Here is a 2,502-nt window from a genome sequence, read left to right as displayed (position 1 = left end):
CGGGGGCTATTGAGACCACATTTGAGACCAGATGCCAATGCCGGGTGTTCCGCAACTGCGGGCGCCCGGCATTTTTGCTGTTGAGAGCGGTGGCGGCGGGATTTGAACCCGCGGAGGGGTTGCCCCCTCACACGCTTTCGAGGCGTGCTCCTTAGGCCACTCGGACACACCACCGTCGAAGAGGGTACACGATTGGTCAGCACGCGCCGAAACCCGTATCGAACAGGCGGCGTAGATAGTCGACGTAACCGGCGATCGCCTTCTGCACGGTGCGACCATCGTGCAGGAAAAGGTAGCCGTGCTCGCCGGAGGTGACGAGCAGCCCGTCGAACTGATAGCTGCCCTCCGGCGCATTGAGCTCCTGTGCGCTCGGGTAGATCTTTTTTACTTCATTCAAGGGGGTACCGGTCGAGACTCCGTGCGGCGTGCGGAGCGGCCGTTCGAACCAGAGCAGCACGAGCCGGCCCTCGTCCGTGAAGACGAGGCTGCCCTGCGGATACTGGGCCAGCTGAGTGTTGCACCCGGGGAGGCCGTGATTGAGGTGGCGTTCCAGTTCCGCGCGCGCCGCGCCGATGGGCACGTCGGCCAGTCCGTCCGCGTGTACGACCGGGATCCGTTCCTCGGTGGGCGGTGACGCCGTCGGGCCAAGGTGAGTTTGCGCACAGGCCGAAAGCATGAGCACGGTGACGACGCCGAGCATCACGCCCGCGGCCAGCCTCGTATCAACCACCCGCCCGCCTCGGCCGACGCCACGCCGCTTGGCCTCCTCGCGCGTGCCGCCGGGCAGAAAAGCTCGCAGCATCGGTGCCTCCCCCGTTAAGAGAACACAAAAACCCCACCCTTGGGGGGATGGGGTTGCGGGCCCCCGTGCACCCGGTAGAGCCTGCTTATCCTTGCTGCCTTCCGGCCCTGGGGAGGTTCACAGGGTGCCGCCGCACGGGGGCTACGCAACTGTACCTGGTTGTGCGAAGACCCTGTGCGGCCGCTATCCTTCTCGACGGAGGATTCGCCTAGAGGCCTAGGGCGCACGCTTGGAAAGCGTGTTGGGATAAAACCCTCACGAGTTCGAATCTCGTATCCTCCGCTCACTGAAGCCCTGGTCAACCGACCAGGGCTGAAGCATTTCCAGCCCGGATCGCCGGTCCGTCAGCTCCCCTAAGAGGGGATGGGCCGGCGATCCTGGTTGCGTCGCGTGTGGGGAGAACGGTTAATCCCGGTCGCCTTTGCAAAGCGGCCCTAACCGGGAGGAAGTAGGGGCCACATCGCATGGTGCGTCGCCGGGACGGCGAAAGCGGGCCCTAACCGGGAGGAAGTAGGTCTACTTCCGGGTTAGAGCTTGCGGCGGCCCTCGAAGGCGCGGCCGAGGGTGATTTCGTCGGCGTATTCGAGGTCGCCACCCACGGGCAGGCCGCTGGCGAGCCGGGACACGGTGATGCCCATGGGCTTGACCATAAGCGCCAGATAGGTGGCCGTGGCCTCGCCCTCGGTGTTGGGGTCGGTGGCGAGGATGAGCTCGCTCACGTCACCCGAGCTCAGCCGGGCCATGAGCTCCCGGATGCGCAGCTGGTCTGGGCCGATCCCTTCGAGCGGGTTGATGGCCCCGCCGAGCACGTGGTATCTCCCACGGAATTCGTTGGTGCGCTCGATCGCGATCACGTCTTTGGGCTCCTCGACCACGCACAGGGCGTCGTCGCGCCGGCGCGGGTCGCGGCAGATGCGGCACTGCTCGGCCTCGGCCACGTTGTAGCAGGTCGAGCAGAAGCGCACCTCCTCCTTGACCCGGGTCAGCGCGGCGGCGAGCCGCTTGATGTCGGTCGTGTCGGCGGACAGCACGTGAAAGGCCAGGCGCTGCGCGCTCTTGGGCCCGATGCCGGGCAGCCGGCCGAGCTCGTCGATCAGATCCTGGATGGCTCCCTCGTACACAATCGCCTCAGAACGGCAGGCCCATGCCGCCGAGGCCGGACGACAGCGGGCCCATCTTCTGCTCGGTGAGCTTGCGGATCTCCTCGTTGGTGTTGGTGATCGCGGCCAGCACGAGGTCTTCGAGGGTCTCGACGTCGTCGGGATCGACCGCCTTGGGGTCGATGGCGACCCGGCGGAACTCGCCCGTGCCCGAGGCGGTGATGGTCACCAGGCCGCCCCCGGCCGTGCCGGTCACCTCGGTCTCGGCGAGCGCCGCCTGGGCCTCGGCGAGTTGCTGCTGCATCTGCTGTGCCTGTTTCATCAACTTCTGCAAGTTGGGCTGTCCACCCGGACGCATCGCATGCTCCCTGAAGTCAGCGGCCGTTGTCGGCGATCTTTTCGAGGTTGAAGCTCTGGCGAAGGGACTCCAGTGCCTGCTCCTCGCTGGTTTGCTTCACGGCAAGTGAATCAGTGTCGGGGTCGGGCTCGTCACCCGGGTCGAACCCCTCATAGACCGGGCCGTCGAACTCGGGGTCGGGCGGGGCCTCGTCGTCGGGCGGTGGCTCCTCGTCGACGGTCACGCGCGGTTGCGTGGCCGGG

Annotated in this window: 4 protein-coding genes, 2 tRNA genes and 1 other RNA gene; 1 reads left to right on the top strand and 6 read right to left on the bottom strand. The window is 66.5% G+C overall.

Annotation, left to right across the window (positions count from 1 at the left end; all coding sequences use genetic code 11):
- Positions 1-87: 87 nt before the first annotated feature.
- The 3 genes from DM816_RS41460 to ffs all read right to left on the bottom strand — a co-directional run bounded on the left by DM816_RS41460 (position 88) and on the right by ffs (position 949).
- Positions 88-174: transfer RNA gene (locus tag DM816_RS41460), tRNA-Ser, on the bottom strand.
- Positions 175-196: 22 nt separating this feature from the next.
- Positions 197-802 (bottom strand): hypothetical protein, encoded by a 606-nt coding sequence (locus DM816_RS41455; protein ID WP_117215890.1) that lies wholly within the window; start codon positions 800-802, stop codon positions 197-199.
- A gap of 51 nt (positions 803-853) precedes the next feature.
- Positions 854-949, bottom strand: an RNA gene (gene ffs / locus DM816_RS41450) — signal recognition particle sRNA small type.
- 50 nt (positions 950-999) lie between these two features.
- Between ffs and DM816_RS41445 the strand changes: the two genes are divergently transcribed.
- Positions 1,000-1,084, top strand: a tRNA-Ser gene (locus DM816_RS41445).
- A 245-nt stretch (positions 1,085-1,329) separates the two neighbouring features.
- Here DM816_RS41445 and recR read toward each other — a convergent pair.
- The 3 genes from recR to DM816_RS41430 all read right to left on the bottom strand — a co-directional run.
- Positions 1,330-1,923 carry a recombination mediator RecR gene (gene recR, locus DM816_RS41440; RefSeq protein ID WP_117215889.1) on the bottom strand — a complete coding sequence of 198 codons (594 nt, stop codon included), beginning with the start codon at positions 1,921-1,923 and terminating at the stop codon, positions 1,330-1,332.
- A gap of 7 nt (positions 1,924-1,930) precedes the next feature.
- The gene (locus DM816_RS41435; RefSeq protein WP_117215888.1) at positions 1,931-2,260 is read right to left on the bottom strand and encodes a YbaB/EbfC family nucleoid-associated protein; all 330 of its coding nucleotides are present in this window, start codon (positions 2,258-2,260) and stop codon (positions 1,931-1,933) included.
- A gap of 16 nt (positions 2,261-2,276) precedes the next feature.
- Positions 2,277-2,502, bottom strand: a 226-nt coding sequence (locus tag DM816_RS41430; protein ID WP_162908410.1) for a hypothetical protein, incomplete at its 5' end; no start/stop codon positions are given.

The organism is Allorhizocola rhizosphaerae (assembly GCF_003426775.1).
Lineage (GTDB): Bacteria > Actinomycetota > Actinomycetes > Mycobacteriales > Micromonosporaceae > Allorhizocola > Allorhizocola rhizosphaerae.
The sequence above is the reverse complement of the archived record's forward strand: the minus strand, read 5'-3'. Positions and strand labels throughout refer to the sequence as shown.